The organism is Roseateles sp. AC306, from assembly GCF_979253795.1.
Genome location: NZ_CEEDEB010000038.1, coordinates 1 through 3,490 on the forward strand (window position 1 = coordinate 1; position 3,490 = coordinate 3,490).

A 3,490-nucleotide genomic window follows, 5' to 3' on the forward strand; every position below is an offset into this window, starting at 1 on the left:
GGAGGAGGCGGCGGTGGCGGGGGCGGTTGCCAGGCGGCGAGCTGGGCCGGGCTGGCCTCGGCCCAGGGCTGGCGCGCTTCGGATGGCTCGGCAGCGGCGGGGGCAGAGGCAGCTGGCTTGCGCGCGGGCAGCGCGGCAACGGCAGGTGTCGCCGCGTCACCTTCGGGCCGCGTCGCGACCCAGGCCGTGGCGGCAAGCGTCGCGGCCAATGCCCCGCCCAGCGCAAGCTGACGGGAGTTCATCGCGACCTCCCATGAAGCGACCACTGCAGCTCGGCATCGACCTCGGCGCTCATCGGGCTCAGGCGGCGCAGCTTGATCGCGTCCAGGCTGAGCGCCGGGTCATGCACCAGCGCCGCGCCGATGAAGCGGCGTACCTGCGCATAGCTGCCGGTGACGGGCATGGTCACGCGCAGCCGCTCCAGGCCTTCGCTGGTGGCCAGGCGATGTTCGGTGCGGGCGCCGTTGAGGTCGAGCCGAATGCTCAGCTCCAGCAGGTCAGCCAGCCGCTGCTGGCGTTGCGCCGCTGCCGGCAGGTTGGCCTGCCATTGCTGCACGCTGACCGGCACCGCCGTGACCGCAGCGGCTGGCCTGGCCTTGGCGCGCAGCGCGCGGGCCTCGGCCTGCAAGGCGGCAGCGTGGGCGTCCCAGCGCTGACTGAGCACGAGGGCGACGGCCGCCAGCAGCAGTGCCGCAAGGCCGGCAAGGCCCGGGCCGCCGAGCTTCCTGAAGAGCGCGGGCAGGTTCAAGAGCCGCCTCCGCTCGCCACGCGGGCATTGATCTCGAAGCGCTGGCCCGTCAGCCCCGTCTCCGCTGCCGAGAAGCGCGACAGCACGACCTGGCCCCAACCCGGCGTGGCGCCCAGCTGCTCGGCCAGTTGCAGGGCGAGCAGCTTGTCCGGCGTCAGGCCTTCCAGGCGCAGCTCACCGCGGCCGGCGCTGGCATCCAGGCCCAGCCAGGCAATGGTCTTGGCGTCGGCGCCCGCCGTTTCAACACGCGTCAGCAGCGGCTCCCAGGGCATGGCCAGCAACGTGCGGGCTTCCAGCGCCGAGCGGTTCTCGGTGGTCTCGGCGCGGCGCGCGGCGGGCCTGGCCGCGGCGGCTGGGCGCAGCGTGGCAACGCGGTCGCGCGCCGCCTGGGCGACGTCCAGCGCGCGGTGGCTTTCAACCGCGCTCCAGGCGGCCGTGGCCAGCACGAGGGCGCCCGTCGCGGCCAGCGGCCAGGCGATTGGCGAGCGGCTGGAGCGTGGCAGGAAGTCGGGCTGCGGCGTCGCCGGGCCGGGCTGGGGAGCGAGGTCGCTGTCGGGCGTGCCGATGGCCAGTGGCGTGTCCGCGCCCAGATCGGCCAGGCTTTGCACGCGGCGCGATTGCAGCCCGGTCACGCGGCCGCGGTCGAGCTGGATGACGACGGCCACGTCGGCCTCGTACCAGACGGCGCGACCGGAGCCCGCGCGCGTCGACGCCGGCAGCGAAGCCATCCACGCCGCCCATGCCGGACGCACGGCAACGAGACGCACACGCGCTGCATCGGCCTGCGCGCGCAGTGCGGCCAGGTCGAGCCCGTGCAGCGCCGATGCGCCGGCCGCTTCACCGAGCTGCCACGGCGCAATCGCAAAGCGCTGCGCCGCCGCGCCGAAGTAGTGAGCGAACTGCTGCTGCGCATAGGCCTGCACGGCATCCACGTCGGCCAGCGGCAGGCCGGGCTCGGCGACCAGCTCGTGCAGGGCCTTGGCGCTAACGACCAGTTCAACGGCCGTGCCCGGCATGTCGCGGCACCAGGCGGCGAACTCGTCGCCCCCCGGCGTGATGAAGAGCCGCCTCGGCTTGGCCAGCCGCGCACCCAGTTGCTGACGCAGGCGCTGATGCAACGATTCACTCATCGAGCGTGACACGTTCCAGCTCCTCGAAAGTGGTGTCGCCCCGGCAGACGGCGGCCAGCGCCATCTCGCGCAGCGACTGCATGCCGCGCGCCTTGGCCGCGGCCTTGATCTCGGACATCGGCGCGCGCGCCGCGATCAGGTCGCGCAGGCCGTCGTCCAGCTTGAGCAATTCCGCCACCGCGCGCCTACCCTTGTAGCCCGTGCCCCGGCAATGGCCGCAGCCCTCGCCCTTCATGAACTGGCCATTCACGACACCATGCCGAGCAAGCGTCGCCGGCTCGGGCGTGAACGGCCGCGCGCAGTGCTGGCAGGTCAGGCGCACCAACCGCTGCGCCAGCACGGCGTTCAGCGCCGACACGACGTTGTAGAGGTCCAGGCCCATGTGCATGAAGCGGCCGATGACGTCGAAGGCGTTGTTCGCATGCACGGTGCTGAAGACGAGGTGACCGGTCAGCGCGGCCTGCACGGCGATCTGCGCGGTCTCGGCGTCGCGGATTTCACCCACCATGACGCGGTCGGGGTCGTGGCGCAGGATGGAGCGCAGGCCGCGCGAGAAGGTGAGGCCCTTCTTCTCGTTGACGGGGATCTGCACGACGCCGCTGAGCTGGTACTCGACCGGGTCCTCGATGGTGATGATCTTGTCGGCGCCGGTGTGGATCTCGGCCAGCGTGGCGTACAGCGTCGTCGTCTTGCCCGAGCCGGTAGGGCCGGTCACCAGCAGCATGCCGTGCGGCTGGCGGGCCTGGTGTCGGATCGCGGCGCGCTCTTCGTCACCGAAGCCGAGCGAGTCCAGCGTCAGCGAACCGGCGCGGGCGATGGCCGCGCGGTCCAGGATGCGGATGACGGCGTCCTCGCCGAAGACGCTGGGCATCACGCTGAGGCGGAAGTCGATCTCGCGGCCCTGCACGCGCAGCTTGAAGCGGCCGTCCTGCGGCAGACGGCGCTCGCCGATGTCCAACTCGGCCATCACCTTCAGGCGCGACACGAGCTGCTCGGCGATCTGCGGGCCGTCGACTTGTCTGACCAGCGCCATGACGCCATCGACGCGGAAGCGGATGACCGCGCCGCGGGTCGTGCATTCGATGTGGATGTCGGAGGCGGTGTCCTGCAGCGCGTCGTAGATGGTGGCGTTGAGCAGTCGGACGACGGGGCTGGCTTGCTCGCTCAGTGCGAGGGCTGACAGCTCCTCGGTGTGATCAACGACGGTGGTCAGCGCATCTTCGACATCGGACAGCGCGCGGAAGTCGGCCTCGCCGGCGCCGAGGAAATGAGTCACGGCCTCGGGGGCGCAGCGTTGCCAGCCGACGGGGGCGTTCAGTCTCGATTCGACGCTTTGCAGCAGCATGGCGTCTTCGTCGCGTTCGGCGAGGAGGACGCGCTTGTCGTTGGCGCCGACGGCCAACACGGCGCGCCAACGCTGCGCCTGGGCTTGGGGCCATTGCTCGAAGTCGAGGTGCCAGGGGCCCTCGGTGGCGGGGAGCCAGTCGTGCAGCGAGGTGGTCATTGATGACGCCTTGCGTTTCTGGTGAGGCCCATGCCGGGATTTCGCCCCGGCGGGCGACCTACTTTCTGGGCCGCCAGAAAGTAGGCAAAGAGCTCCCCCCGACCGCCC

3 protein-coding genes and 1 pseudogene are annotated in these 3,490 nt (G+C 71.6%); all 4 read right to left on the reverse strand.

Annotated elements, in window-relative coordinates; all coding sequences use genetic code 11:
• Positions 1-242 (reverse strand): annotated as a pseudogene (locus AC0IZJ_RS28285) (hypothetical protein); the annotation flags it as partial.
• Positions 239-748, reverse strand: a complete 510-nt coding sequence (locus tag AC0IZJ_RS28290) for a hypothetical protein (protein ID WP_471855581.1) — start codon at positions 746-748, stop codon at positions 239-241. The gene AC0IZJ_RS28290 and the pseudogene AC0IZJ_RS28285, both read right to left, overlap by 4 nt.
• A complete protein-coding gene (locus AC0IZJ_RS28295) occupies positions 745-1,878 on the reverse strand; it encodes a hypothetical protein (protein WP_471855583.1) in 1,134 nt (377 codons plus the stop codon). Before AC0IZJ_RS28295 ends, AC0IZJ_RS28290 begins: the two co-directional genes overlap by 4 nt.
• Positions 1,871-3,382: a GspE/PulE family protein gene (locus AC0IZJ_RS28300; protein ID WP_471855585.1), complete on the reverse strand. Its 1,512-nt coding sequence runs from the start codon at positions 3,380-3,382 to the stop codon at positions 1,871-1,873. The genes AC0IZJ_RS28295 and AC0IZJ_RS28300 overlap by 8 nt, the downstream gene beginning before the upstream one ends.
• Positions 3,383-3,490 lie beyond the last annotated feature (108 nt).